The sequence below is a fragment of the Gudongella sp. DL1XJH-153 genome, assembly GCF_049310905.1.
In the GTDB taxonomy this organism is placed as follows: Bacteria; Bacillota; Clostridia; order Tissierellales; family Tissierellaceae; genus Gudongella.
Map to the genome: position 1 here is coordinate 25,690 of NZ_JBMEMN010000022.1, position 25,665 is coordinate 51,354.

The 25,665-nt window shown below is 38.1% G+C and carries 23 protein-coding genes; 18 read left to right on the forward strand and 5 right to left on the reverse strand.

Annotated features, from left to right (window positions below):
• Positions 1-69 precede the first annotated feature (69 nt).
• The gene (locus ACOEN1_RS09345) at positions 70-858 is read left to right on the forward strand and encodes a hypothetical protein (RefSeq protein ID WP_422486626.1); all 789 of its coding nucleotides are present in this window, start codon (positions 70-72) and stop codon (positions 856-858) included.
• 24 nt (positions 859-882) lie between these two features.
• Here ACOEN1_RS09345 and ACOEN1_RS09350 read toward each other — a convergent pair whose 3' ends face one another.
• The 3 genes from ACOEN1_RS09350 to ACOEN1_RS09360 are packed head-to-tail and all read right to left on the reverse strand — an operon-like array spanning position 883 to position 3,573.
• Positions 883-1,221 carry a hypothetical protein gene (locus tag ACOEN1_RS09350; RefSeq protein ID WP_422486627.1) on the reverse strand — a complete coding sequence of 113 codons (339 nt, stop codon included), beginning with the start codon at positions 1,219-1,221 and terminating at the stop codon, positions 883-885.
• A complete protein-coding gene (locus ACOEN1_RS09355) occupies positions 1,218-2,486 on the reverse strand; it encodes a DUF1576 domain-containing protein (RefSeq protein WP_422486628.1) in 1,269 nt (422 codons plus the stop codon). Before ACOEN1_RS09355 ends, ACOEN1_RS09350 begins: the two co-directional genes overlap by 4 nt.
• A 19-nt stretch (positions 2,487-2,505) precedes the next feature.
• Complete coding sequence (locus ACOEN1_RS09360; RefSeq protein WP_422486629.1) at positions 2,506-3,573, reverse strand: helix-turn-helix domain-containing protein; 1,068 nt, start codon at positions 3,571-3,573, stop codon at positions 2,506-2,508.
• A gap of 201 nt (positions 3,574-3,774) precedes the next feature.
• On the opposite strand from ACOEN1_RS09360, the gene ACOEN1_RS09365 reads away from it, so the two are divergent.
• From ACOEN1_RS09365 to ACOEN1_RS09420, 12 genes are all read left to right on the forward strand, one after another.
• The gene (locus ACOEN1_RS09365) at positions 3,775-5,127 is read left to right on the forward strand and encodes an MBL fold metallo-hydrolase (RefSeq protein ID WP_422486630.1); all 1,353 of its coding nucleotides are present in this window, start codon (positions 3,775-3,777) and stop codon (positions 5,125-5,127) included.
• A gap of 78 nt (positions 5,128-5,205) precedes the next feature.
• Entirely contained in the window at positions 5,206-6,993 is a 1,788-nt protein-coding gene (locus ACOEN1_RS09370) for an SLC13 family permease (RefSeq protein ID WP_422486631.1), read from the forward strand.
• Between the two features lie 24 nt (positions 6,994-7,017).
• Positions 7,018-7,530, forward strand: coding sequence for a YeeE/YedE thiosulfate transporter family protein (locus tag ACOEN1_RS09375; protein ID WP_422486632.1), 513 nt, complete (start codon positions 7,018-7,020; stop codon positions 7,528-7,530).
• A 12-nt stretch (positions 7,531-7,542) separates the two neighbouring features.
• Positions 7,543-8,091, forward strand: coding sequence for a YeeE/YedE thiosulfate transporter family protein (locus tag ACOEN1_RS09380; RefSeq protein ID WP_422486633.1), 549 nt, complete (start codon positions 7,543-7,545; stop codon positions 8,089-8,091).
• 20 nt (positions 8,092-8,111) lie between these two features.
• On the forward strand, positions 8,112-9,455 hold the full coding sequence (locus ACOEN1_RS09385; protein WP_422486634.1) for a CoA-disulfide reductase: 1,344 nt from the start codon (positions 8,112-8,114) through the stop codon (positions 9,453-9,455).
• Positions 9,456-9,494: 39 nt separating this feature from the next.
• The gene (locus tag ACOEN1_RS09390) at positions 9,495-10,607 is read left to right on the forward strand and encodes a chromate transporter (RefSeq protein WP_422486635.1); all 1,113 of its coding nucleotides are present in this window, start codon (positions 9,495-9,497) and stop codon (positions 10,605-10,607) included.
• Positions 10,608-10,738: 131 nt separating this feature from the next.
• Complete coding sequence (locus ACOEN1_RS09395; RefSeq protein WP_422486636.1) at positions 10,739-11,986, forward strand: ABC transporter substrate-binding protein; 1,248 nt, start codon at positions 10,739-10,741, stop codon at positions 11,984-11,986.
• Positions 11,987-12,688, forward strand: coding sequence for a GTP-binding protein (locus ACOEN1_RS09400; protein WP_422486637.1), 702 nt, complete (start codon positions 11,987-11,989; stop codon positions 12,686-12,688).
• Positions 12,681-13,673: an ATP-binding cassette domain-containing protein gene (locus ACOEN1_RS09405; RefSeq protein ID WP_422486638.1), complete on the forward strand. Its 993-nt coding sequence runs from the start codon at positions 12,681-12,683 to the stop codon at positions 13,671-13,673. The genes ACOEN1_RS09400 and ACOEN1_RS09405 overlap by 8 nt, the downstream gene beginning before the upstream one ends.
• Before the next feature lie 50 nt (positions 13,674-13,723).
• Complete coding sequence (locus ACOEN1_RS09410; protein WP_422486639.1) at positions 13,724-13,966, forward strand: hypothetical protein; 243 nt, start codon at positions 13,724-13,726, stop codon at positions 13,964-13,966.
• Between the two features lie 877 nt (positions 13,967-14,843).
• Positions 14,844-16,517 carry a hydroxylamine reductase gene (gene hcp, locus ACOEN1_RS09415; RefSeq protein WP_422486640.1) on the forward strand — a complete coding sequence of 558 codons (1,674 nt, stop codon included), beginning with the start codon at positions 14,844-14,846 and terminating at the stop codon, positions 16,515-16,517.
• 126 nt (positions 16,518-16,643) lie between these two features.
• Entirely contained in the window at positions 16,644-17,516 is an 873-nt protein-coding gene (locus ACOEN1_RS09420; protein WP_422486641.1) for a YitT family protein, read from the forward strand.
• Positions 17,517-17,568: 52 nt separating this feature from the next.
• On the opposite strand, the gene lpdA is transcribed toward ACOEN1_RS09420, so the two are convergent.
• Positions 17,569-18,951, reverse strand: a complete 1,383-nt coding sequence (gene lpdA, locus ACOEN1_RS09425; RefSeq protein ID WP_422486642.1) for a dihydrolipoyl dehydrogenase — start codon at positions 18,949-18,951, stop codon at positions 17,569-17,571.
• 144 nt (positions 18,952-19,095) lie between these two features.
• Here lpdA and ACOEN1_RS09430 point away from each other — a divergent pair, with 144 nt between their 5' ends.
• The 5 genes from ACOEN1_RS09430 to ACOEN1_RS09450 are packed head-to-tail and all read left to right on the forward strand — an operon-like array spanning position 19,096 to position 25,180.
• Entirely contained in the window at positions 19,096-20,466 is a 1,371-nt protein-coding gene (locus ACOEN1_RS09430) for an aldehyde dehydrogenase family protein (RefSeq protein ID WP_422486643.1), read from the forward strand.
• Between the two features lie 42 nt (positions 20,467-20,508).
• Complete coding sequence (locus ACOEN1_RS09435; RefSeq protein ID WP_422486644.1) at positions 20,509-21,321, forward strand: hypothetical protein; 813 nt, start codon at positions 20,509-20,511, stop codon at positions 21,319-21,321.
• Positions 21,322-21,367: 46 nt separating this feature from the next.
• Positions 21,368-22,567: a cation diffusion facilitator family transporter gene (locus tag ACOEN1_RS09440; protein ID WP_422486645.1), complete on the forward strand. Its 1,200-nt coding sequence runs from the start codon at positions 21,368-21,370 to the stop codon at positions 22,565-22,567.
• On the forward strand, positions 22,557-23,843 hold the full coding sequence (locus ACOEN1_RS09445) for a glutamate--cysteine ligase (protein WP_422486646.1): 1,287 nt from the start codon (positions 22,557-22,559) through the stop codon (positions 23,841-23,843). Before ACOEN1_RS09440 ends, ACOEN1_RS09445 begins: the two co-directional genes overlap by 11 nt.
• A gap of 14 nt (positions 23,844-23,857) precedes the next feature.
• Positions 23,858-25,180: a glutathionylspermidine synthase family protein gene (locus ACOEN1_RS09450; protein ID WP_422486647.1), complete on the forward strand. Its 1,323-nt coding sequence runs from the start codon at positions 23,858-23,860 to the stop codon at positions 25,178-25,180.
• Positions 25,181-25,226: 46 nt separating this feature from the next.
• Here ACOEN1_RS09450 and ACOEN1_RS09455 read toward each other — a convergent pair whose 3' ends face one another.
• Positions 25,227-25,565, reverse strand: a complete 339-nt coding sequence (locus ACOEN1_RS09455; RefSeq protein ID WP_422486648.1) for a NifB/NifX family molybdenum-iron cluster-binding protein — start codon at positions 25,563-25,565, stop codon at positions 25,227-25,229.
• Positions 25,566-25,665 lie beyond the last annotated feature (100 nt).

Genomic DNA, 25,665 nt, shown 5'->3' on the forward strand with positions numbered 1-25,665 from the left:
GGATGTAATGGACTTGTAACATATTATCGGGGAATTGATTGTATAATAGGGGTAAGGGAGTTGATTGCTTTGAGAAAGCTTATGATTTCAATAATACTTGCAAGTACATTGTTGATTACTGGGTGTTCAGAGGAAATGGACAAAATAACCGAGAAGGTAGACATTGAGGATATCAAGGATAAAGCCAATGATATTGTAAGTGAACGTCTGGAAGAGACAGAACAAATTAAAATCCTTAAGGAGTACTATGGCTTTATTGAAAAAAGAATGGACGAGGATAAAATCATCAATTTTCTAAAAGACAATATAGAAAGCTTGGATGAGTTCAGAGTTGATGAAATGCTTATTCAACTTGAGAATCATCTTTATGCAAAGGGTTATGACACAAAAGGCGTGCTTGAAAAGCTTGCTCCTCACATACAATATGCATCTGATGAATTTAAATCATATTTCAGAATTTGGAATAATGAGGTAGAGAATGAGACCACAGACGGAGAAAGCATTAATATTTCCGCTCAGGAAATTCTTGAAAGGGCACTCCAAATTGAAAATCACATTGACAAGTTCCCTGAAGGAAAAACTCGGACAAGATTGGAGGAGCTTTACAATACCTATATGAGCCTTGCCATTCAAGGCCTTGGAAATCAATATGTATATGCACAGGAAGGAGAAAGTGTCCTAAAGGAGGATACTCTTAAGGTATACGAAGAAACAATAAGTGAGAATCCTGATTCAAGAACGGCAAGGATACTTCAGGAGTATCTGGCAGAAATCAAAAAAGATGAGATGGCTCTGGATGGAGAAAATGCCCTTTACTTTTACGACAATATTGAAAGAATAATTGAAAATCAAAAATAGGATGGTCAAACTGAACTGACCATCCTAAAATTTTCTTCTGACTTTTATTCTTAGATTATTTCTCTCATAACCAACCTCACCGTCATTTACAAGTGCACCTAAAAGATGGAGCTCGGAAAAATCATTGCTGCCTATAAGATTCCAATAATACTCCTCTGCTTCATCTTTACGAGGTGAGTTGATAATGCTGTCCAGTTCCTGGATTTGCTTATTAGAAATCCTTGTACAGCACCCTTCCAGTACTATCACCCCTTCGTGTTCGTCCAGGTCCATCTGGATGTTGATATGATGATTCCCTGCCTTCAGGAAAAACCTTACCAACTCATTCATAATTTTCAAAAGCTTTGATTTTTCATCCTTCATAGATCCCTCTCCTTTTTGTAAGATTCAAATAGGGGGACTAGAAAAGCTGCCACAAATCCTCCCGAAAAACCATTGTTATATAGATTCATGCCCCCGTGCAAAGAACCAAGATTAGATACCAGTGACAAATGGAGAAAACCTGCTAGGATTCCGGCAAGATATCCGTAATGTCCAGATATTGGCGCTAATGTGCTGGCAAAAAGAACTGTCAGTAACAATCCTGTAGATGAAATAGACAAACCTGCAATAATAGCCGAAAAGACAACTCCAATCATTACAGGAAGAGTATTTATAGGGTGTTTGCCAAAGGTACCGAAGCCTACCAAGGTAAAAATGCCACCTATTATCGGACCGTTTATTGGACCTTTGAGAATAAGGACAATAATAATCCCCAGCAAACCAAGTACTCCCATGTTTAAGATTGATGTTGAAAACCCATGTAGGGAGACAAAATCAGTTACAAGTCGCCCAGGGTTTTTAAGAAGTTTTGGATACTCCAACAAGCCTTTTTTTGATGAAAAGAGCCCAACAGAAATCATGGATAAAAAATAAAAAATTAGTAGAATCAGCAAATTAATATTGGTTTCAGAGGCTGTGATTTGCTTAAGTGCATGGTCATATCCTGTGAGTCTGAAAACAGACATGAATATCATGCCGACAATTCCTGCTGTAAATCCAATATTATATAGATTGAATCCTTGATGGAACCTTACAAAGCTACTTGCCAAAGGAGGTAGGATAAGGCCAATGAATACACCAGTTACAGTTCCCAACAGAACTCCCGTTAAAGTACTGAAACCCATTCCAAAGCTTACCTGACTTACCAGTGGAGAGAGTGCGGTTCCAAAAAAAGCGATAATAATATATTTTGTGAAATGATCCTTTTGAATACGACTAAAAATATATACTCCCAGTAGAATTCCCTGAATGTTGAAAATGTTTTTGCCAAAAAAAGCAAAGCCTCCAACTGTAAATATAGCTGCGATAAGAGGGCCGTTCATAAGTGCATTACTTCTACTGGCTATGAATATAGTGAACATCATTAAAATCCCACTGTTAAGCAGACTAGCTCCAATACCACCAACAATCAGATAATCAGTTAACAATAGAGTCGGAGACATTGCGATTCTAAAAATTCCATCGATTATCAAATCCAATGAAGCAAAAAGGAAGGCTGAGAGGATAAATGCCATTGAGTAAAGGTACATTATTCTGTATTTTATCTTCTCATTGAATTCCAGTGATTTAAGTATTGCCTTATCCATCTGATCACCCATCTTTAACTTAGATAATTTTTGAAATTATTTTTTTATACCTGTCAGTGTATTTTACAAGATCGTAATCGGAGTTCTTAATTACAGAACTTATAAAATTCTGTCTCTGGTATTCAAAACTCATTGAAGGTGTAAGGTTCTCAACTAGATAGAAGAACTTGTTCTTCGAAAGATCCAGTTCAGAGTTCTCATGCTTAAGTGCCCAGTCAACATACTTCTCAATATAGTCCAAGGTCCTGTCAACATCCTTCCTTACAGCATAAATGTCAGCAAACATAAGTATATTGTTGCCCAGAAGATATCCTTCCAGCTTATAGTCTGTTATCATCTTTCTTTGTAGAATTGCCAGCTCCATTGCAAATTCGAGCTCTCTCTCCTTAAGTGAGGTTCCCCACATGCTGGCTAGTGAAATTATTGAATTGTTAATATTATTAAATAGACTCTCCTGTTCTACTATTTTGGCACTTTCGCTATCACCTGTGATGGAATAGATAGTAGAAAGCATAAAGTCTGTATTCACACTTAGTTTAGGAAGTGTATTAAGTACTTCTATGGCCTTGTCATAGTCTTCCCTCATAGTGTAAAGACTGCTCAGTACATATAAGGAAGCCTGCTTTACTTCAAGATCATCAATAACAGAGGATGCTTCCAGAAGAGATATGGACCTGTCCAGTACTTCGTTTGCCTGATCTTCTGAATCAGCCATCTGGATGTATTCCTGCAATAAGCTTCCCATCCTGAACTTAAGAAAAAGGCTGTTGGGATATGCTTCCAAGTAGTTCTCACAAACCATAAGAGCATCGTCGTAATCCCCTGTTTCAAACTTCTCTGCACAAACCTTGTAAATGTTAGTTACATCGTCGGGACTGATCTCTGTCTCGAACATAAGCAAAGCATCCAGGGATGTTCCCAGTAGCCTTGCTATTGGTGAAAGCATTGTAATATCGGGATAGGAGGAATTATTCTCCCATCTTTCGACAACATCGGGCATCGTACCAAGTGCATTTGCAAACTGATCAATTGAAATGCCCTTGTTCTGTCTAAGTTTCTGTATGGTACTTCCTATTGTAAGTTTCATCATTTCCTCCTTATAAAATATAATAATAGATGATTACACTCATACTCAATTATACCCCTTAGATATAATCTTAATTAATAAAATTGAATGGTTTATTTAGGCTTTGATTTATCATATTAAGTAATGTTGTGGTAATGGGTTTTAGACCAAAACTCTAGGGGTAAAAATAAAAAGAAGTTTAATATCAAAAGGAGGGATTCTATGTTTTTCAAAAAAATTGAAACAGAGGGACTTGCGCATTATTCATACATGATAGGTGACGGAGATGATATTGCAGTAATTGATCCAATGAGAGATGTACAGGTTTATATGCACGAAGCCAGAAAAGCCGGAATGAGAATTAAGTATATCCTCGAAACCCATAGAAACGAAGATTACATAATCGGTTCTATGGAGCTTTCGGAAAAAACCGGAGCTACTATATACATATCTGACCACGAAGATCTTGGTCATGTCTATGGAGAAAGAATCCGGGATGGCTTCCAAATTCAAATGGGGGATATAACCGTAATGGCAATGCATACACCAGGACACACATTGGGTCATCTGAGCTATGCGGTGTATGAAAAAGAAGCAGAGGAAGCATATATGGTATTCACAGGCGATTGCTTATTTATGGGTGACCTTGGAAGGACTGACTTTTATGGAGAAGAGAATCTAGAAAAGATGACAGGACTTCTATATGATAGTGTATTCGATAAGCTCTTAACAATGGGTGATCACGTGCTTCTATGTCCTGCCCATGGAGCAGGATCCGCTTGTGGTGATTCCATGGATAAAAGACCATATTCATCCTTGGGATATGAAAAAGCTACAAATGAGTTGCTTCAGTTGAATTCCAAGGAAGAGTTTATCGAAAAATTTGCAAAAATGAGAATAAAGCCAAGGTACTTTGAGAGGATGGAGCGACACAATGTTAAAGGTGCAGACTTTGTTGGAGATGAAGTTGTGCTTAATGTACTGACCGTCGATGAAGTAGCCGAAATTAGGGATGAAGTACGCCTAATAGATGCCAGAACAAAAGAAGGTTACATTGGAGGACATATTCCGGGATCAATTTATTTGAACAAAGGTAATCTTACCGCATTCTTGGGATCCATGTACTTCCCGGATGACAAACTGGCATTTATAATAGACGGACAAGTTGGAGAGATGGAGGAAATCTACTGGTATTGCAGAAGAATAGGATTTGACAACATAGTCGGGTATCTGCCAGATGGAATAGAAATGTGGCAGGAAAAAGGCTATGAGATAGATAAGCTTTCTACAATATCCGCAAGAGGATACAAGGAAATGCCTAAAGGTGATGACTTTATACTTCTTGATATAAGAGATGCTAATGAAATTGAGGAAAGAGACCCAGGTGAGAACAGATTAAATATTCATCTAAAGAGTCTGTATGAGAATCTGGACAAGCTGGATAAGGACAAGACCATATATGTGCTTTGCGGTTCCGGAAATAGAGCTACAACTGCTGCAGCATACCTTAAGCATGAGGGATACGATTCTGTGGTTATAACCGGAGGAGTTAGAATGTATAGAAACATTTCATAGATGAGTAAAGTGACAAGAGTAGATCAAGCAGGCTCACTGGTGGAGACTGCTTGATTTCTAAATCAAGGGAGGATTGTCATGAGTACTGATGTAATAATTGTTTTTATAATATTGTTTGCTGCAGTTATCATGTTCTCCATGGATAAGATCAGGAATGATGTGGCATCCATTATCATCATGCTATCATTGGCATGGAGTGAGGTCATACCACTGGACCAGGCTTTTTCGGGGTTCTCATCCAATGCTGTAATAGCCATTATGGGAGTTATGATAATAGGTTACGGAATTGAAAAGACAGGAATAATGGATACTTTTGCACAATTGATAATGAAAAAAGCTGGTACTCAGGAGAACAGAGTAATTGCAACTGTTATGGCTGTGGCAGGTCTGATATCTTCATTTATGCAGAACATTGGAGCTGTAGCCCTTTTTTTACCTGCTGTAAAGAAAATTGGAAACAAGTCAGGTATAAGTCATCAACGGCTTATTATGCCATTGGCATTTGCGGGAATTCTCGGTGGAACGGTAACAATGGTAGCATCAGGACCATTGATAATTTTAAATGACCTTCTTAATGAGGGTGGATATGACAGCTATGGATTATTCAGTGTGACCCCAGTAGGTTTGGGATTGCTAATTGCAGGGATTCTTTATTTCTACTTATTGTCAGGTAAAGTTTTGCCTGGTGGAGAAGAAAAAGACCAGGAAAGGAAGGACGAGCTTCTTGATATCTATAATCTACCAAAAGAGATTCATGAAGTTGAAATTAAGGAGGATTGTGAGCTTATAGGAAAAACCATTGAGGAACTTGATATATGGAGGATCTTTGGAATTCATATACTGGCCTTGTGGGAGTCTGGCAGCAAGACTTACATCCCTTGGAGAAAGACTACATTCAAGGAAGGTCAGGTACTTGCAATATTTGGAGAGGATGATCATCTGAACCAATTCTTTAAAGCCTTCAATTTGGAACACCAGCATAAGCTAGTGGTTTTCAGAGAGCTTGGAGATGAGAAGGAAGCTGGTTTCGCTGAAATAATTCTGCCTCCGGATTCAAACCTAAAAGGGAAAACCCTTGAGGAAATTTCCCTTAGGAAGAATTATAGAGTTGAACCAATAACATATATAAATACTGATGGAAAGAGACTTAATCTGATGGATTGGGAAATGGAACCAGGACTTAAAGTTATTGTTTTTGCGAGATGGGAAGACCTTAATAGCCTAAAGGAAACAAAGGATTTTGTAGTAATAAGTGAGGTTAAGCCACCAGAGGAAAGCTCCAGAGCTGACAAGAAGCTACATGCAATGTTAATTCTGGGAACAGGTATACTCCTGATACTATTTGGGGTACCTCTACCTTTGAGCTTTCTGTCAGCAGCTATTCTGATGCTTTTTACCAAAGTAATATACAAGGAGGAGATCTACAAGGCAATTGATTGGAAAACGGTATTTCTTCTAGCCGGTCTGATACCTCTTGGGACTGCTTTTGAGCAGACTGGGGCAGCAAGACTTACAGCAGAGGCAATAATAAACATTGTGGAATCATGGAATGTGATATTTATCCTACTTGTAATTGGTCTAATCACATCCTTCTTCTCATTGTTTATGTCCAATGTAGCTGCCACTGTTTTACTGGTACCTTTAATACTGATAATGGGAGAGAGTTTTGGGATTGATCCAAGGGGATTGGCTCTTCTTGTTGCAGTTGCAGCTTCCAATTCATTTATAATTCCCACACATCAGGTAAATGCTTATATTATGGGACCAGGAAATTACAAAACTTCAGATTACATGAAAGCCGGAGGAATCATGAGCGCGATCTTCCTGCTGGTATCGACATTGATAGTCTATTTCTTTTACATTTAATCAATATAGATAAGGAGGAGAAAAATGGATTTCTTGATGCTTGAAAGATGGTCACCCTATGTTGTAGGGATTTTGATTGGACTTTTAAATATTGGATCCCTTTTGGTTTCAAAAAAACCATTGGGAGCGTCCACCAGCTTTATGAAGTTTGGTGGAATCATCTACAAATCCTTTGATAAGGAAAAAGTTAAGAACAATGCATACTACCAGAAGAATGAGCTTAAGCTTGATTGGGGTATAATGCTTGTACTTGGAATCATACTTGGAGCGTTTGTTTCTGCAATGCTTTCAGGAGATTTCAACCTGACAGCTGTTCCAGATATGTGGTCAAACGAGGTATCAGAGAGTTTCATCTTAAGATTTCTGGCTGCAGTTGCAGGTGGAATCTTCCTTGGAGTTGGAGCAAGGTGGGCTGGTGGATGCACCAGCGGACACGGAATAAGTGGAACCAGTATGTTGTCAGTTATTAGCTGGGTTGCAGCAATCGCATTCTTTATTGGCGGTATAGCGGTGGCCTTCCTTATATATGGAATGTAGAGGTGACTAAAAATGGCAAAAAAAAATAACAGAACACTTATGCAGGGGCTTATAATTGGTATCTTTTTCGGTTTCCTCCTTCAAAAGGGAGGAGTTACCAAATACGATGTTATAGTGGGTCAATTAAGACTGATAGACTTTACTGTATTAAAAATAATCCTTACAGCCATTGTTGTATCAATGCTTGGAATAAGCTACTTTTATCCAAAAGACATGGTTCCGGTCAAGACAAAAGCGGGTTCCATAAAGAACGCAACAATTGGTGGACTCCTTTTTGGTGTAGGCTTCGGTCTTCTGGGATATTGCCCTGGAACCATTGCAGGCGCAATAGGAAATGGATACATTGATGCCATTACAGGGGGGCTAATAGGAATAGTTCTAGGTACTGTTATCTATGCAATTATGTACGGTAAACTGAAGGAAAAAGGTGTGCTTACCCAAGATAAATACAGTGAATACAGTCTTTTTCACAAAATAAAAGGTAATCCTTTCAAAGTTACTTTGCCATTTGGAGCATTTTTGGTAATTGTAATGTACTTGATGGAGAGTATTGGACTTTAGTATAAAGTCGGGAGGGAAATATGACCAGAGAAATTGTAATAATAGGTGGAGTTGCTGCAGGAATGAGCTGTGCAGCAAAACTTTCAAGAGAAGACAAGGAAGCAAATATTACTGTCTTTGAGCAAGGCAAACATATATCCTACGGAGCATGTGGTCTGCCCTATTATATCGGAGATGTAATAGAAGACCATATGGATCTGGTAATAAAAGAGCCGGAAGATTATAAGGACAGCAACATAACAGTAAAAATAATGCACCAAGCTTTAAGTGTTGAACCTGAGAAAAAATCGGTAAAGGTCATAAACCTGGAAACTGAAGAGGAATTTGACAAGGACTACGATAAGCTTGTAATTGCAACTGGGGCTGAGCCTTTAAAGCCTCCATTTGTCGAGGATGGCATTGGTAATTTATTCACCTTGAGGACAGTTGAGGATGGACAGATGATAAAAGAAGCAGCTCTATCTGAAAACGTCAAAAAAGTTGTCCTTATTGGAGCAGGGTATATCGGGCTTGAACTTGTGGAGTCTTTCCATAATCTAGGCAAGGAGATTAGTGTTATAAACAGGTCTGCGAATATAATGAAGCCTGTTGACCAGGAAATCAGAGATATATTAATTGAAGAATTGAAGGAGAAGAACATTAAGCTAGATTTTAACGAAGAGGTTAAGGAAATAACCAAGGACTCAGATGGAATGGTAAAATCTGTTGTAACTGACAAGGGAGAACACGGAGCGGACCTTGTTGTAGTCGCGATTGGAGTTGTTCCGGCCACTAAATTTTTGGAAGGTACGGGAATAGATACATTGAAAAATGGAGCCATCGTAACAAATGAAAGGATGGAAACCAATATTGATAATATATATGCTGCTGGGGATTGTGCAACAATATACCACAGAGTGCTGAAAAAAAATGTACATATTCCACTGGCAACCTATGCAAACAGACAGGGAAGATTGTTGGCCCAGATTCTTGCAGGAAAGGACAAGAGTTTTCCTGGTGGAATTGGAGCATCTGTAGTCAAGATATTGGATCTAACCATTAGTGCTACAGGTGTAAATGAAAAGCTGGCAAAGGATAACGACCTTGATTATGAAACCGTATTTATTAAAGGATACAGTAACGCGGGATATTATCCGGGAAGCAAACCTCTGTATATCAAGTATATTTTCGACAAGGAATCCAAAATTCTTCTTGGAGCACAGCTGGCTGGTGAAAAAGGTGCTGAGCATAGAATTAATGCTTTGTCCATTGCCATTCAGCAGCGGATGACCCTTGAAGAAATCGCATATAGTGATTTTGCATATACACCACCATTTTCAGGAGCCTGGGATCCCATGCAGGTTGCGGCAAATGTTGCTGAATAAAATTCCTAACTCAGGGAACATATAGACCGAGGTGAATGTATGGAGGACAAAGAGTACAAGGATCTTACAGGAAGTGAAAAAATACAGAGACAGAAGGAAATATGGAAGTTGTTCACAAAGCTGGGGTTTCTAGCTTTTGGAGGTCCAGCTGCACATATTGCCATGCTTGAAACTGAAGCCATTGAGAAAAAGAAATGGCTTGGCAGGGACCGATTTATGGACTTCATGGGTGCCACAAATATTATTCCCGGACCGAATTCAACTGAGATGGTTATGCTGGTAGGTTATGAACGGGGAGGAATTATAGGCCTATTCAATGCAGGAGCTTCCTTTATTCTGCCTGCAATGTTTCTGGTTCTGATGTTTGGTGTGATGTATGTAACCTATGGATCTTTACCTGAGTTGACAACAGTTCTTGATGGTGTGAAAGCTGTCATAATGGCTGTTATCATCAACGCTCTGTACAGGCTGTTCAAGAATGTAATAAGGACAAAGTGGGCGCTGGGTTTTGGACTTGCTGTTGCAGGTATTTACCTGCTTGGTGTAGATGAAATCCCTCTTTTGTTTGTTGCGGGATTCATTATGATGGTATGGAAGAACAAGGATAGGATTACAGGGAAGACCTATTCACTTGCGCTACCAATGATTTTTTTAACATTTCTAAAAATCGGGGCGGTTCTATACGGAAGTGGGTATGTTCTACTTGCATTTCTTGAAGCAGAATTTGTTGAAACCCTAGGAGTTTTAACTGAACAACAGATTCTGGACTCAGTGGCTGTTGGACAGTTCACACCAGGACCTGTATTTACTACGGCAACATTTATCGGGTACATCCTTGGAGGTTTCCCAGGAGCAGTTCTTGCAACAATAGGAATCTTTCTTCCGGCATTTGTGCTTGTGGCATTTATGAAGCCTTTTATTTATAAGCTTCGGGAAAACATTTGGCTCTCAGGTGCTTTGGATGGGGTAAATATTGCATCACTTGTCTTGATGGCAGTGGTAAGTGTAAAGCTTGGAGTATCATCAATTTTTAGTATCACCACAGCTTTTATTTTCATAGGCGGCATGATTGGGATTATGAAGTACAATATCAACACAGCCTGGCTAATTATTGCCGGAGGATTAATCAACTGGTTGGTGAATATCGTATAAATTAGATTAAAAAGGACCTTTGGGTTCTTTTTTTTGCGTCAATTGAGAGTAAGAATAAAAGCGTAACATTTGTTACTGAATACTCCTTAATAATAATATAGAATGATTGCAGATGATGAGGAGGTTTTTTAATGATGAATAAATACTTTGATTCAAATGAGAAGGTATTTGATATAACAGAAAGATACCCGGAAACCTTGGATGTATTTGCTGCAAACGGCTTTGAACATTTAAAGAATGAAGCAATGCGCAAGGTGATGGGAAAGACTATAAATCTTGAAACAGCATGCAAGACAAAAAAGATTAATGTAGAGTTGTTTGAAAAGAAACTTGTTGAAGTAATTGATCAGACAAGAGGAAACTTGGATGCTACCTTGAACCAGACAAGAGAAAATGGTGATTGTGAAGTAAGCATACTTGGAGTACTTCCGTGTCCTGTTAGAATTCCATTGATGGAGAGCTTCACAAAATGGCTCCAGGAGCATGAAAAGGACCTTGATTACAAGGTGGATTATGAATTGAAGGCTGCAAATTTTGGCGTTGACTGGATCAGGGATGAGATGGAAAAAGCTGAGGAAGACAGCATCTCAGACTTGTTCATGTCAGCTGGCTTTGATCTTTTCTTTGATGAGAAGCTAATGGGTAAATTCAAGTCCCAGGGGGTATTCGAGGATATGTCAGGATTTGAAAATCTCAACAATGATTTTCAGAATGATGAAATATCACTCAAGGATCCAAAAGGACAATATACAGTTCTAGCAGTGGTTCCCGCAGTGTTTCTTGTCAATACCGAGGAGCTTAAGGGAAGGAAGATGCCTCTTTCATGGGAGGATCTTTTAAGCGGCGACTTTGAGAATTCAATTTCACTTCCTCTTAATGATTTTGACCTCTTTAATGCACTTCTGTTAAGCATCCATAAGGAATTTGGAGAAGATGGCATAAGAAGACTGGGAAAAGCACATATGAGAAGTATGACTCCTGCAGAAATGGTAAAATCGAATGTGAGAAATACTTCATCTGGAATTCCAACAGTTACAGTAATGCCATACCTTTTTGCAAAAATGGTAAGGGAAGAAAGTCCACTAAAGGCTGTGTGGCCAAGGGAAGGTGCTGTAATCAGTCCAATATTCCTTCTTTCTAAAAAATCCAGCAGAGACAAGGTCAAGCCATTGGTAGACTACTTTATGTCAAAAGAAGTTGGGCAGATGCTTTCTACAAGCGGTAAATTCCCTTCAACCCATCCAGAAGTGCAGAATGGTCTTACAGAGGATCAAGGATTTATGTGGATTGGTTGGGATTATATCAACAGCCACAAGGATCTGGGTGCATTGATAAAGGAATGCATGGATATTTTTTATCAGGAAGCAGGTGTTAAGTAGATGAATCTTGTAATTTTTTCAGGTCCTCCTTCATCTGGGAAGACCAGTATTATACTAAAGACAATCGAAGCCATGAGAAAAAGGGATTTGCAGGTAGGAGTAGTAAAGTTTGATTGCTTAAGCACAGATGATGACATTCTCTACGAAAAGGCAGGCATACCTGTGAAGAAAGGACTTTCAGGAGCGTTATGCCCCGACCATTATTTTGCATCAAATATTGAGGAAGTTGTTCAGTGGGGAAGAAAAGCTGGTCTAGATCTCTTGATTACAGAGTCCGCTGGATTATGCAACAGATGTTCACCATATATAAAGTCTATTATGGGAGTTTGTGTAATAGATAATTTGTCGGGAATAAACACTCCAAAGAAAATTGGGCCAATGCTAAAGGCAGCCGATATTGTTGTAATAACCAAAGGAGACATTGTTTCCCAGGCAGAAAGGGAAGTATTTGCTTCAAAGGTAAATTCAGTAAATCCAAAGGCTATGACAATGCATATAAACGGTCTGACAGGACAAGGGGCTTTTGAACTTAGCACTCTCCTTTATGATCAGGACCAGGAGCTGGAAACAGTGACGGGTATGGAACTAAGATATCCAATGCCATCGGCCCTTTGTTCATATTGTCTGGGAGAGACGAGAATCGGAGATGCCTACCAAATGGGTAATGTTAGAAAGATTGAACTGGGTGATATGGATGAGTAAAATGACAATCGGAGAAATACTTCAGAAATACCCATTTGCCATGAGTTATTTTGTAGAAAACAAACTGGATGTAGAAGGATACGAAGGAGAGACTTTCCAGGACTTTTTAGGAGGTTTTAACCAGGAACAGGTGGAAGACCTTGCCATGGACAAGAAGGAACTTCAGGAAAACCTTGAAATCTTTATCAACCAGATGAATGAATTTCTTGGAATCAAAGAAGATGTGGGAGTCAAATCTCTTACCATTCTTCCTGGATATGATAAGTCCGGGGAGGCTGAAGGATTTAATGAACTGACGATCAACACTTCCCAGATAATTTCAATTGTTGGCCCAACTGGAGCGGGAAAATCAAGACTTCTTGCAGATATTGAATGGACAGCTCAGAAGGACACTCCTACAGGAAGAAGCATATTGATTAACGGAGAGTTTCCTGACAAGAAATGGAGATTTTCATCTAACAACAAGCTGGTAGCTCAACTATCCCAGAATATGAATTTCGTCATGGATCTTACTGTAATGGAATTCCTTCAGCTTCATGCAGAAAGCAGGCTGGTTGAGGATGTTGAAGGAACCATTGAAAAGATAATAAAGGCTGCCAACAGTCTTGCAGGAGAAAAGTTCCAGCTTGATACACCGGTTACTGCACTTAGCGGTGGACAGTCAAGGGCACTGATGATTGCTGATACCGCAATCTTAAGCTCATCTCCAATAGTGTTGATTGATGAGATTGAAAATGCAGGAATTGACAGAAGAAAAGCATTGAATCTATTGATTGATGAGGACAAGATTGTATTGATGGCCACTCATGATCCAACGCTGGCACTTATAGCGGATAAGAGGATAGTTATCAAAAACGGTGGAATATCAAAGATTATAGAAACCACAGAAGAGGAAAAAGAGATTCTTCATGAGTTAGAAAAAATCGATTCTTTCGTCCAGGCGATGAGAACAAGTCTAAGAAATGGTGAATCTTTAAGTAGATAGATGAATAGGGTCGAATTATACCAATAACAAGAATAATAGGAGGAATAATAATGCATGATGGATGTACTGGAAGTTTTGGAAGCGGAAAGGCAGTAGTTGATAAAATCAGAGCCATGGGATTCAATACAAGACCCATGCCACCTGGAGTAAAAATAACTTGTATAGAGTGTGGCGGTAACTTTGAAATGACACACCTTGAGACAAAATGTCCAAGCTGTGAAATGGTATATGGAGTTACACCATGTTCAACTGCCTACCCTGAAAGGATCAAGGCAGCTGGGAAGAACTATTAGAGTTTGAGGAGTAAGAATTAAATAAAGTGCCCAGGGGGATGTGATCTGCTCCTTTTAAAGTAGTGTTGAAATAATAAAAATTTCAACACTACTTTGAAAGGAGCTTTTCTTATGCTTAAAAGTAAAATCAGCGGTTATTTGAAAGTTAAATATGTTGAAGATTATAAAGCTGGAAAGATTAGCATAAAAGATATTTGTGATATACTACACTAAAGAAGTCGTTAATTCGTATAAGTAGTAAAATGCGTAACAGAGAATGAAGGAGTGTAAGAAATTTATGGGAAAGAATCTTGTCTACTGGATGGTCAGTATTGTATTCTATGTAATCTATTTTCTAATATTTAAGTATTCTATAGGGAATCTCTTTCCTATTAGTCCAATGTCTAATTTTATTATAATATTTGTTCTCACTGTTATAAACATTCCATTGTCCATATTCAGTGCGGGAAAAATATTTTCAATAATTGAAAAACAGTAACAGTATTAGTTGCATATTCTTTATAAAATGCGCAACAAGGTAAAAGAGTAAACAGAAGAAGCTTTATTTAAGGCTTCTTTTTTATACTCTTTTTGATGGAACAAAAGATCCGTTAATTTTTTTAGCAAATAATGGTTTAAGGTTTTTAAGGTATATAACTATTCTTATATAGTAAGCAGCAAAAATATTACAACCGAATCTAAAAATGGCTAAACTCCGTAATCTGTTACTTGTAAAAAACATTGCATAATCAAAAATTTGAGGTTCTGCAGGCGTGTATTTCACTACAAATGTTTTTTTACAAATGGTAACAAGTGTTACGGAGTTTGTGTTGGATATCAAATATAATAAGCATTGTGAGTATCGAATAGATGAAATTTTGAAGGAGGAATTGATAATATGACTGATAATAAAATGTTCTGCTACCAATGTCAGGAGGCAGCAGGAGGAATAGGATGTACAAAAGTAGGAGTATGTGGGAAAACAAGTGATGTAGCAAATCTTCAAGACCTTATGATTTACGCGCTAAAAGGTATTTCAGAGCTTGGCTTAAAGGCTGATGAAATTGACTATAAAATGGAGGGTCTTGACAGACTTATAATCGAAGGTCTTTTTATGACAATAACAAACGCAAACTTTGACAAGGATAGATTCTTCGAGGCTATAAAACTGACAATCAAGAAAAGAGATGAGCTTAAATCAGTACTTATTGAAAAAGGTGTAAATCTTGACGGATTAAAGGATGCTGCAACATTTACTGTTAACAGCAATGACGAAATAGTATTCAAGGCGAACAGTAATGAAGTTGGAGTTCTTGCTACTGAAAATGAGGATGTAAGATCACTTAGAGAGCTAATAATCTACGGACTCAAGGGAATGGCGGCTTATGCTGAGCATGCTGATAATCTTGGTTTTGAAGACGAAGAGATTTCCAAGTTCATCAGAAAGGCTCTTGTGGCAACAATGGATGACAGCCTAAGCGCAGATGACCTGGTAGCCTTGACTCTTGAAACAGGAAAATTCGGAGTTCAGACAATGGCTCTACTTGACAAGGCGAACACTTCCACTTATGGAAACCCAGAAATCAGCGAAGTAAACATTGGAGTAAGAGACAATCCAGCAATACTGGTTTCAGGTCATGATCTTAAGGACTTTGAAGAATTGCTTGAGCAGACAAAAGACAGTGGTGTTGACATATATACACACAGCGAAATGCTTCCTGCAAACTATTATCCATCATTTAAGAAGTATGATCACTTTGTAGGAAACTACGGAAACTCATGGTGGATGCAAAAAGAAGAATTTGAGAAGTTCAACGGAGCTATTCTGTTTACAACAAACTGTATTGTACCTCCAAAAGCAAACTATGCTGACAGAGTGTATACAACAGGATCATCAGGATACCCTGGATTCAAGCATATCCCTGATAGAATTGACGGTCAGCCAAAAGACTTCTCAGAAGTGATTGAGCATGCAAAGAAACTTCCTTCACCAACTGAAATTGAAACCGGAAAGATTGTTGGAGGATTCGCACATGCACAGGTATTTGCACTTGCAGACAAGATTGTTGAAGCAGTTAAGACAGGGGCTATAAAGAAATTCTTTGTAATGGCAGGATGTGACGGAAGACAAGGCAAGAGAGGCTACTACACAGATTTTGCAGAAGCTCTTCCAAAGGATACTGTTATCCTTACAGCAGGATGTGCAAAATACAGATACAACAAGCTTAACCTTGGAGATATAAACGGAATACCTAGAGTTCTTGATGCTGGTCAGTGTAATGACTCTTATTCACTAGCAGTAATTGCAATGAAGCTTAAGGAAGTATTTGAACTTAACGATATCAATGAGCTTCCAATAGCATATAATATCGCTTGGTATGAGCAAAAGGCAGTAATTGTTCTACTTGCTCTTCTATCACTTGGAGTTAAGAACATCCATCTTGGACCTACATTGCCTGCATTCCTGTCACCGAATGTTGCAAAGGTTCTTGTGGAGACATTTGGAATAGGGACAATATCAGATGTTGAAAATGACATAAACATGTTCCTAGGAGAAGCATCAAACGCATAAACTCAACTTTTTAAGCCTCACCTATTTATAGTAGGTGGGGTTTTTATTTATGCTTTACAAATACCTTTTTTCATCATATAGTACTATTGTTACTATTAAATACTAAAAAGAAGGTATGAGAAAATCATGATACTAAATCAAACAATTGAGAAAGATAGAAAGATAATACTAAAAAGGTTGTTTTTTATATTCCTTGGAAATCTGCTATGTGCAGTTGCTTTTAATGCATTTTTTATACCCAGCCAATTACTTAGTGGCGGTGTAGGAGGAATAGCATTGATGCTTAGATATCTTTTGAATGTACCAACTGGCATAACCGTATTTTTGATAAATATACCAATATTTATTATAGGTGCCAAGATGGTTAATCGAGAATTTATTGTATATGCTTTTATTTCGATGGTTGTGTTTTCAACATTATTGACTGTAACCAATGATATTGGCACCTATTTTGTTATGGATGACATAATACTTGCAGCTGTATTCGGAGGAGTGTTAAATGGAGTAGGGATGGGTCTGATGTTCAGGAACAGAACATGTCAGGGTGGACTGGACATAATTGCAACAATAATGAAGCAAAGACGAAATCTGAATATCAGCACTGGACTGATGATTCTAAACACCACAATAGTTTCACTTTCTTCAGTTTTTTTTGGATTTACATCTGCAATGTATACAATAATCGCCATGTATGTGGGATACCAGGTGGTAGACAAGGTTCAAATGGGCTTTAACGTAAGAAAAAATGTGTTTATAATTTCTGATAAATCAGAGGAGCTAGCCAGTCAAATCCTTACTGATCTTCATAGGGGGGCTACTTTGTTGGAAGCTACTGGAGCATACACAAAGCAAGGTAAGAAGGTTATTTATTGTATTGTAAACTCAAATGAGCTTGTGAAGCTAAAAGCCCTGGTAGATAAGATAGACCCTGCTGCATTTTTAACCATAAATGATGTGGTTGAGGTAAGAGGCAGCGGCTTTGTTAATGAAGGCATATAAAAAAGATCCGGATAAACATGTTTATCCGGATCTTTTTGACTTTGCAGCCATCTTATATATTGAAGAGATTATTTAGTGATTCAGATAGATTTGGATGAGTGAAGATACCATCCCTTAGCTTGTCATAAGTCATTCCTGCCATCATGGCCACCTCTACCATTGCCATAATTTCTCCACCTTGATATCCAAGAATTGAAACCCCAAGTATCTTATTGTCATTTTCATCTACAACCGCCTTCATAAAGCCTTCCGTGTAATTGTCTTCTATAGCCTTGCCAACTTTCTTCATCTCAAGTTTTCCTATTTTAACATCATACCCCTTCTCTTTAGCTTGAGTCTCAGTAATCCCTACTCTGCCAAGTTGTGGTTGTGTAAAAAGCGTATAGGGAACCAATCTATCATTTATGGTTCTTTTGCCCTCGCCATATAAATTATCAATAACTATCCTAAAATCGTCATAGGAAATATGTGTAAAGGCAGGACCACCTTTTACATCTCCCAGGGCGTATATATTCTCTGCTGTGGTTTTGAGTCGTTCATCCACTTTAATGTTTCCCTTATCGTCCATATCAACGCCCGCATTCTTCAGGTCCAGCTCTTCAGTATTGGGAGTTCTACCAGTTGCAAGCATTAAATGGGAGCATTCAATCTTTTCTTCCTGGTTGTCCTTTTCAATAAGTAGTTTTATTTTTTGGCCATTCATCTCCACTGCTTTGGTATCTGTGTTTAATAAAAACTCTATACCCTCATCGGCTAATATTTTCTGAATTCTTTTGGAAACATCAGGATCTTCTCTCTTTATGATTTGATCCCCTCTGCCAATCATGGTTACCTGACTCCCAAATCTTCTAAACATCTGTCCAAATTCCAAAGCAATATAGCTTGTACCAATTATTAGCAAGTGCTCGGGTAGTTCGTCCAACTCCATAATTGTGGTTGAATTAAGGTGATTGATATGTTCCAGACCCTTTAAAGGAATCCTGCTTGGTTTAGAGCCGGTATTAATAAATATCCTGTCAGCAGAAACTTCAATAGCTCCACCATCATTAAGCTCAATCTTCACAGTGTTTTTATCCTTAAAACTCCCAACACCTTTATACAAGTCAATACTCTCGTTATCTTCGATTGACTTTTCTAGCCCCTCTCTAAATGAATTTACAACTTCATTTTTTCTGGATATAACCTTTTGAAAATCCAACTCCACATTTGAAACCTTTATACCCAGTTCTTCAGCTTCAAGGACTCTATGGTATAGATTTGCACTGGCTATTAGGGTTTTGGTAGGGGTACACCCAAAATTCAGACATGACCCACCGACTTTGTTTTTTTCGATAATTGCAACCTTCTGTCCCCTGCCTGCCAAATCAAAGGCGAGAGGGTTGCCTGCTTGGCCACTACCAATAACAATTGAATCATACTTCCTTGGGTTTTCCATATAATCATTCTCCTTTTTAGTAGTTTTTACTCTCTCTGTATAGTAGTTACCCCAATTATGCTGGAACAATAATGTTTATACAAGGACCAAAAGTGTTTGAATTCCTTTCTTTATGGTAAAAACACAATAAAAGGGATGATATTAATGCTAAGTGATATTTACAATGGACAGCGAAAATATTTTGACCAGGGCCACACTTTAACCTACGATTTCAGACTTTCTAAGCTTAAAAAGCTAAAAAGGATTATAAAGGAAAATGAAGATATTATAATGGAAAGTATTCAGCTTGATTTGGCAAAGCCTGAATTTGAGAGTTATACATCTGAAATTGGAATAGTATATGAAGAGCTCGATAATGCAATTAAAAATCTCGATGATTGGATGAAACCCAGACGTGTCTCAACCCCACTATATTTGAGCTTTGCCAAAAGTCTTGTATATTCACATCCAAAAGGAGTGGTACTTATTATCAGTCCTTGGAACTATCCTTTTCAGCTTATGATATCACCATTGATAGGTGCCATGGCAGCTGGAAATTGTGCCATCCTAAAACCATCAAGCCAGTCAAAAAACACTCAAAAGGTTATTTCGAAATTAATAAGTAACAATTTTGACAGAGATTATATCGCAGTTGTTGAAGGGTCAGGCTCGGTTACAAACCCCTTGATAGAAAATCACAGATTGGATCATATTTTCTTTACAGGAAGTATTGCAGCGGGGAGAGAAATTTCAAAGCTGGCAGCTGAAGAGCTTACACCAGTTACACTGGAACTGGGGGGCAAGAGCCCAACAATCGTTCATAGTGATGCAGAAATTGACTCTGCTGCCAAAAGAATAACATGGGCCAAGTTTTTCAATCTCGGGCAAACCTGTTTGGCGCCAGATTATCTCCTGGTTCATACCAGTGTCAAAGATGATCTGATATCAAGGCTAAAGCATTATATTGAGGAGTTCTACGAGAACAAGAAAAAGAAACCTGACAGCTTAGGTCGAATTATCAATGAAAAGAGATTTGATAAACTGGTAAGCTATTTGGATCAAGGAAAGATATTAGAAGGTGGAGACTTCAACAGGGCAGACCTGTTTATTGAACCCACCCTGATCGATGAAGTAAATATGCAAGACAGTATCATGAAAGAGGAAATATTTGGACCAATACTCCCAATAATTGGCTATGATGCCATTGAAGATACCATAGACATTATCAGGAAAAACAGGTATCCACTGGCTCTATACCTATTTACAAAAGATGATTATATCAAAGACTATATACTTGAAAGGATTGAGTTTGGAGGGGGATGCATAAACCATGCACTCAGTCATGTGGTAAATGCAAATCTACCCTTTGGAGGAATTGGTTACAGCGGGCATGGAAGATATCATTCAAAAGTCACCTTCGATACTTTTTCGTATGAAAAAGGTATATTCGAACCATCCATAGACTGGGAACCGGACTTGAAATACCCGCCATATAATGACAGTCAACTAAAGCTGGTCAAGAGAATAATGAAATAGAAGCCTAAAAAGCTTCATGTCAAACATTCAAGGAGATAAGTCATGTTCACATTGGGAAGAAAAATAGATATTCACTATCCAACAAATAGGTGGATAATAGTAATAGCAATTTTAGCAACAGGAGGGAGCTTTTCTTTAACTAGGGATATTTCCATTGCTTGGAGGACTGGTGCAAGTATTTTTTTGACATGGGCATTGACAAGAGAATTGGATCCCAAAAGGAAATATGCTGCATTTGCATCAGCTTTTTTTGCACTTTCAAGCCTATTTGTAGCTTTTGAAGTTGATTTGATGGCCATATTTTTCTTGCTGTTGATGATGAGGTTTGTAAACAAAATAACTGGAGATATAAATACTATTCTGGATATGGCAGCCCTATTAGGTTTAGCTGCAGCATTGTCATACAATAGTGAGACAAGTATTTATCTTTTATTATTATTGATAGGAATATTTTTTAATCTTAGGAATACAAATGATAAAAAAAAGAATATAATATTTCTATTATTTACTGCAGTTATATTTACAGGGCAGTTTCTTGTAACTGGAGGATATGGTTTGTCGGAGTCTGATTTCTCCAAAGGATGGATAAGGATCATTTATCTAGTCAGTGTGGCTTTTTATCTGGTATATGTTTTAATGGACAAGGAGAAAAGTACACTTGGTGATAATGGTGAAATGGTGGAAGCAAAAAAGATATTGAGTGCCCAGTTGTATTTTGCCATTGGAATAAGTATTCTGATGTTCTTTTCAAAGGTTCCAAGCGGAAATGTGATAGTATATATGTCTAGTATGTTGGGCTATCTTATTTATGGAATCATGACAAGTTTTATTTTTCCATTGTTACCAAATAAATAGAAATGGGTAACTATTATTGGATAAGCACCAAAGACTGGAGGAAAATATGATAACTAACTGGCTTTTAAATCTAACACTTAAGGAGGATCGCGATTACCAGAATCCTGCAACCCGAAGAAAGATTGGATACCTGGCAGGGTTTGTTGGAGTGGTGGTAAATCTCTTGCTTACAATAATAAAACTTGTAATAGGGATTATGATTTCATCCATCGGAGTAGTTGCAGATGGAGTAAACAATATGGCTGATTCTGCTTCTTCAATAGTTACCTTGGTAGGGTTCAAGATGTCAGGAATGCCTGCAGATAAGGAGCATCCTTACGGACATGGAAGAGTGGAGTATATTTCTGCATTGATAGTTGCCTTTATGGTAATCATTGTCGGAGTCCAGTTTATAAAATCATCTGTGGAGAGAATTCTTGAACCTAAGGCAGTCCAGTTTGATATGGTTTCATTGATGATTCTTACGGTATCAATACTTTTCAAGGTCTGGCTTGGACTCTTCAATAAAAATTTGGGACATAAGATAAGTTCCCAGGGGCTTAAGGCTACCGCTGCTGATGCAATGGGAGATGTCCTGATTACATCTGTAGTTGTCCTGTCCATTTTTTTTGGTCAGTTCACAGAGTTTCCTGTAGATGGTGTAGTGGGAGTGTTTGTATCTTTGTTTATTATCTATGCAGGTTACAATATTGTAAAGGACACAGTAAGCCCTTTGATTGGAGAAGCTCCATCAGATGAGCTTATTCAGTCAATATATAAGGATGTTATGGAGTATGAATACATCACTGGGGCACATGATCTTTTGATTCATTCATACGGAGCAGGAAGGACAATGGCTACAATCGATGTTGAGTTTCCAGCAACAATTGATGTGGTAACAATACATGATGTAATAGATATGGCAGAAAGGGAACTTGGAGAAAAATACAATATGACTTTAGTCATACACATGGACCCTCTTGGTCCTGAAAGTATGGAGAGATATGAATTAAGGAAGAGGGTAAAGAGGATCATAAAGTCTGATGATAGGGTTCTTTCCATTCATGATTTTCAAGTATTGGAGGAAAAGGATGACAGGATTATTGAATTTCACGCTGTAGTCACAGATGACAAATTATCTGCAGACAAGGAGTATCTGGAACTCAAAAGAGAGCTGGAAAGGTCTGTGGACCAAGATATTGAAGGTTTTAAGTGTAGAATTATACTTGATATAGATTTTAATGGGGAGAGAGAGAATGACATATAATAAGAAGCTGGATATGATAGAAAATTACATCAGAAGTGGAGAAACTAGAACCGAAGAATTCAGATTAGGGGTTGAGATGGAGCATTTTGTAATCTGGAAGGATTCCTTAAAGTCAGTATCATACTACGGAAAAGACGGAGTAGAGGAAATACTGAGGGAGCTTTTACCCAACGGATGGTCAGGGACCTATGAAGGAGAACATCTTCTTGGTCTTAGAAAAGGCAGTGTTATTATAACACTGGAGCCGGGAAGCCAGCTTGAGGTAAGTATTGATGCTGCCGAAAAAATTGAAGTGCTGGAGAAGGGATACTTATCATTTCTCGAAGAAATCCATCCTTTATTGGAGAAGAGAGGACAGGGATTGGTAACACTTGGTTATCATCCTGTAACGAAAATAGAAGATATAAAGCTATTACCAAAGAAACGATATGATCTTATGTTTGACTATTTCAAGACCAAGGGTTCACATGCCCATAATATGATGAAGGGCACTGGAGCTTTCCAGGTCGCAATTGACTACAGTGATGAAGAAGATTATCATAAAAAATTCAGAACATTGAATGCCCTGGCTCCGGTTTTTTATGCGATGTTTGAAAACGCCTTGTTTTTTGAAGGGAAACCCTGTAAAACACATAATCTAAGAGCCTATGTTTGGATGAACTGCGACAATGACAGGGCAGGGATTGTTGAAAATGCACTGAGTGAAGATTTCTCCTATAGAGATTATGGCAGCTACATTCTTGAAAGACCTCCAATTTTCACCGTTAGAAATGGAGAAATATTTCCAACTGGAGAAAAAAAGGTCAAGGAGATTCTGGAACCAGGAAAAACAGAAACTAAAGAGCTGGAGCATTTGATGACAATGTTTTTCCCGGATATAAGAACCAAAACCTATCTTGAAGTTAGAATGATGGACTCCATACCATATCCACTTAATTTTTCTGCTGTAGCATTGATAAAGGGACTGTTCTACAATGATGACAATCTTGATGAACTATATCATTCAATAAAGGGAATAACAGCTGACCAAGTCCAGCAAACCAAGGTGGAGATGCTTTATAAGGGACTGGATGCAACCCTAAATGGAAGAACTCTGCTGGAGACTGCCCAGTGGTTGCTGAAACTGGCCTATGAAGGTCTGAATAAGGATGAGAAGGATTATCTTGATCCACTTAAAAAACTCCTTGAAGAAGGTAAGAATCCTTATCTCTTGACACGGGAACGTTTTGAAGGTGGAGACAGAGCATTTGCAATTGATTGGGCAATATACAAATGATGGGGTGAATAACTATGACAGGTGAAAAGTTTCAGAAAATGTATCTTGAAATGGTGCTTAATAATCAGGCCAGATACAAACAGGATTATCATAAAACAGTAGAAAGAGTTGCAGATTCAACTGCAATTTACAAGGATAAACCTGTTCCATTCCTATATAATCCCATGTTTTTCTCAAAGGAAGAGGAAGAGGACTTCAGATGGATTGGTTCCATGATGATGGAGATTGGGGACAAGGTAACAGACAGGTATATTCATGACTCGGTCTTTAGAAAAAAGTTCGGATTTCCAGACTTTATTGAGGAAATGATTCTTAGGGAGAATAAGTATGATATCCATGTTCCCATTGGAAGATTTGATGTTTTTTACAAGGACAAGGAAAATTTCAAGTTCTGCGAACTTAATACAGATGGATCATCAGCCATGAACGAAGACAATACAATTGGAAGTATATTACTCCGCTCAAGGGCTATGGAGGATTTTGGACGAGAGCATTCCATTAGAAATCCAGAGTTGATCAAGAGCTGGGTTGAAGAAAGTATAAAAATTTTTAAAAAATGGGATAAAACTGAGAAAAATCCAAATATAGCAATAGTTGACTTTGTTGAAAGCGGAACTTCTACTGAGTTTAAGCTGTTCAAGGAAGCATACGAAGCAGCCGGATACAATTGTATCATTGCTGATCCGAGGGATTTAGAGTATAGAGACGGCAGTTTGTATCATAAGGAATACAAAATCGACCTTGTTTACAGGAGGATTGTAACCTTTGAACTGATAGAAAAACATGAGCAGGTCTCTGATTTTATAAGTGCATATATGGATGATGCAGTATGTGTCGTTGGGACAATAAGGTCACAGGTTGTTCACAACAAGATATTCTTCAGGATTCTCCATGACCAGGACACGGTGGAGGGATTAAATGAAGAACAGAGAGAATTTATAAGACAACATGTTCCCTTTACAGGTTTGTTTAGAGGAGATAAAAAGGTGTTTGATGAGGTTTTTTATAATAAGGATAAGTACATCATTAAGCCACTTGATATGAATGCTTCCCAGGGAGTTTTTGCAGGAAGGGATTTTGGAAAAGAAGAATGGGAAGATATTCTTGAAGATGCATTTAATACAGACTATATATACCAGGAGTTTGTAGATCCCTATGAAAGAGAGTATGTTGTATTTGAAGATGGTCAGTTCAAGTCCAGAAAGCTTGGATCGATTATTGGAATATTTATCTACAACAAAGAGTATAAGGGCCTTTATACAAGACTTGGCGCAGAGAGCATTATTTCTGGAGTTACAGAGTATTACACTGTACCAAATATAATTGTTGAGACGTAGAAATGACCGGGAAACCCCGGTCATTTCTACGTGTTAGACTATACAATCAATGTTTGTGGTCCTCGCAAAGGGAACCAGTGGACTGGAGAGTTTTGCCCACATAATCCTCTGCAACCTTATCAATTGGTCCCGAGGCTCCACAAATTACCTTAATACCATTTCCTTCGAACAGGTTCGCGGCACTTTGACCCATTCCACCAGCTATTATTACATCAATGCCTTTTTCGTGAAGATATACTGGAAGAAAGCCTGGTTTATGACCAGGGTTCTTTATTGTATCCCAACCAGCTATTCCGTTCTCATCTATAGTAAAGCATTCAAAAGCCTCACAGTGTCCAAAATGTTGAGCTACTTCCTTGTTGTCTGATGCTATTGCTATCTTCATATTTTGTCCTCCTTTATATTCAGGGTAGTGTCAAGTTTATCCCTTTAAAATAGCTATAAAATATTGTAATTTCAATAGTTATCAAAAAAAGATAACGACA

Excerpts from the sequence above, each read along its gene's own strand:
- ACOEN1_RS09350 (WP_422486627.1), bottom strand. The coding sequence starts at position 1,221 with ATGAAGGATGAAAAATCAAAGCTTTTGAAAATTATGAATGAGTTGGTA.
- ACOEN1_RS09355 (WP_422486628.1), bottom strand. The coding sequence starts at position 2,486 with ATGGATAAGGCAATACTTAAATCACTGGAATTCAATGAGAAGATAAAA.
- ACOEN1_RS09360 (WP_422486629.1), bottom strand. The coding sequence starts at position 3,573 with ATGAAACTTACAATAGGAAGTACCATACAGAAACTTAGACAGAACAAG.
- ACOEN1_RS09365 (WP_422486630.1), top strand. The coding sequence starts at position 3,775 with ATGTTTTTCAAAAAAATTGAAACAGAGGGACTTGCGCATTATTCATAC.
- ACOEN1_RS09370 (WP_422486631.1), top strand. The coding sequence starts at position 5,206 with ATGAGTACTGATGTAATAATTGTTTTTATAATATTGTTTGCTGCAGTT.
- ACOEN1_RS09375 (WP_422486632.1), top strand. The coding sequence starts at position 7,018 with ATGGATTTCTTGATGCTTGAAAGATGGTCACCCTATGTTGTAGGGATT.
- ACOEN1_RS09380 (WP_422486633.1), top strand. The coding sequence starts at position 7,543 with ATGGCAAAAAAAAATAACAGAACACTTATGCAGGGGCTTATAATTGGT.
- ACOEN1_RS09385 (WP_422486634.1), top strand. The coding sequence starts at position 8,112 with ATGACCAGAGAAATTGTAATAATAGGTGGAGTTGCTGCAGGAATGAGC.
- ACOEN1_RS09390 (WP_422486635.1), top strand. The coding sequence starts at position 9,495 with ATGGAGGACAAAGAGTACAAGGATCTTACAGGAAGTGAAAAAATACAG.
- ACOEN1_RS09395 (WP_422486636.1), top strand. The coding sequence starts at position 10,739 with ATGATGAATAAATACTTTGATTCAAATGAGAAGGTATTTGATATAACA.
- ACOEN1_RS09400 (WP_422486637.1), top strand. The coding sequence starts at position 11,987 with ATGAATCTTGTAATTTTTTCAGGTCCTCCTTCATCTGGGAAGACCAGT.
- ACOEN1_RS09405 (WP_422486638.1), top strand. The coding sequence starts at position 12,681 with ATGAGTAAAATGACAATCGGAGAAATACTTCAGAAATACCCATTTGCC.
- ACOEN1_RS09410 (WP_422486639.1), top strand. The coding sequence starts at position 13,724 with ATGCATGATGGATGTACTGGAAGTTTTGGAAGCGGAAAGGCAGTAGTT.
- hcp (WP_422486640.1), top strand. The coding sequence starts at position 14,844 with ATGACTGATAATAAAATGTTCTGCTACCAATGTCAGGAGGCAGCAGGA.
- ACOEN1_RS09420 (WP_422486641.1), top strand. The coding sequence starts at position 16,644 with ATGATACTAAATCAAACAATTGAGAAAGATAGAAAGATAATACTAAAA.
- lpdA (WP_422486642.1), bottom strand. The coding sequence starts at position 18,951 with ATGGAAAACCCAAGGAAGTATGATTCAATTGTTATTGGTAGTGGCCAA.
- ACOEN1_RS09430 (WP_422486643.1), top strand. The coding sequence starts at position 19,096 with ATGCTAAGTGATATTTACAATGGACAGCGAAAATATTTTGACCAGGGC.
- ACOEN1_RS09435 (WP_422486644.1), top strand. The coding sequence starts at position 20,509 with ATGTTCACATTGGGAAGAAAAATAGATATTCACTATCCAACAAATAGG.
- ACOEN1_RS09440 (WP_422486645.1), top strand. The coding sequence starts at position 21,368 with ATGATAACTAACTGGCTTTTAAATCTAACACTTAAGGAGGATCGCGAT.
- ACOEN1_RS09445 (WP_422486646.1), top strand. The coding sequence starts at position 22,557 with ATGACATATAATAAGAAGCTGGATATGATAGAAAATTACATCAGAAGT.
- ACOEN1_RS09450 (WP_422486647.1), top strand. The coding sequence starts at position 23,858 with ATGACAGGTGAAAAGTTTCAGAAAATGTATCTTGAAATGGTGCTTAAT.
- ACOEN1_RS09455 (WP_422486648.1), bottom strand. The coding sequence starts at position 25,565 with ATGAAGATAGCAATAGCATCAGACAACAAGGAAGTAGCTCAACATTTT.